The sequence below is a fragment of the Xanthomonas prunicola genome (assembly GCF_002846205.1).
In the GTDB taxonomy this organism is placed as follows: domain Bacteria; phylum Pseudomonadota; class Gammaproteobacteria; order Xanthomonadales; family Xanthomonadaceae; genus Xanthomonas; species Xanthomonas prunicola.
Genome location: NZ_PHKV01000056.1, coordinates 1 through 1,289, shown reverse-complemented (window position 1 = coordinate 1,289; position 1,289 = coordinate 1). Strand labels below are relative to the sequence as shown.

Annotated in this window: 1 protein-coding gene; it reads left to right on the top strand. The window is 69.0% G+C overall.

What is annotated here, in order from left to right:
- Window positions 1-1,289: non-ribosomal peptide synthetase (locus XpruCFBP8353_RS22990; RefSeq protein ID WP_133125716.1), on the top strand; the 1,289-nt coding region annotated here is incomplete at both ends.

Below are 1,289 nucleotides of genomic sequence, written 5' to 3'. Positions count from 1 at the left end.
CTCGAGCATGAGCGGGAGACGCCGATCAACCAGCTGTGCGTGCTGCCGCCAGCAGAGCGCCAGCGTTTGCTGGGCTTCAACCTGCAGCATCGCGTGCCGGAGCGGATGGACACCGTGCACGGGCTGTTCGAGCGGCAGGTCGCGGCGACACCTGAGGCGGTGGCGCTGGAGTGCGACGGCCAGCGCCTGCAGTACCGCGAACTCAATACGCGGGCCAACCAGCTGGCGCATCGGTTGCTGCAACTGGGCATCGGGCCGGACGAGCGGGTGGCGATCTGCGTGCAGCGCAGTGCGGAGCTGATCATCGGCCTGCTGGCCATTCTCAAGGCGGGCGCAGCCTATGTGCCCCTGGACCCGACCTATCCGGCCGAGCGGCTGGCGTATCTGCTGCACGACAGCGCCCCGCGCGCGGTGCTGGTGCATGCGCCCACCCGCTCGGCGCTGGGCGCTGCGGCGCTGCCATTGCTCGACATCGACAATGCCGCCGCAGGCGAGCTGCCGTGCACCGACCCGCAGGTTCCCGGCCTGACCGCCGCGCATCTGGCGTATGTGATCTACACCTCCGGTTCCAGCGGCCAGCCCAAGGGGGTGATGGTCGAGCATCGGCAGCTGGCGCAACTGGTGGCGTGGCACACGGCGGCCTTCGGGGTGGGCGAGGGGACGCGCAGTTCCAGCCTGGCCGGTCTGAGCTTCGATGCGGCGGCCTGGGAGATCTGGCCAAGCCTGTGCAGCGGTGGCGTGCTGGTGATGCCCAGCGCCGCGCACAGTGGGGATGTGGCATCCCTGCTGCAGTGGTGGCGTGCGCAGGAGCTGGATGTGAGCTTCCTGCCCACGCCGATCGCCGAGCATGCGTTTGCCGCCGGCATGACGCCCCAGCGTCTGCGGTGTCTGTTGGTCGGTGGCGATCGTCTGCGGCAGGTGCCCGAGGGCCTGCCGTTTAGCGTGTACAACAATTACGGTCCGACCGAGACGACGGTGGTGGCCAGCAGTGGCGTGGTGCCCCCTGGCGTGCCTAACCCGTCCATCGGTCGACCGCTGCCGTACCTGCGCGCGTATGTGCTCGATGCCCAGGGGCAGCTTGCGCCGTTGGGTGTGGTGGGCGAGCTGTATCTGGGCGGTGCAGGGGTGGCCCGCGGGTATCTGGGGCGTGAGGCACTGACGGCCGAGCGCTTCATCGGCGACCCGTTTTATCCGGGCGCGCGGATGTACCGCACCGGCGATCTGTGTCGTTGGCTGGACGATGGCCGGCTGGACTATGTCGGCCGCAACGATGCGCAGGTCAAGATCCG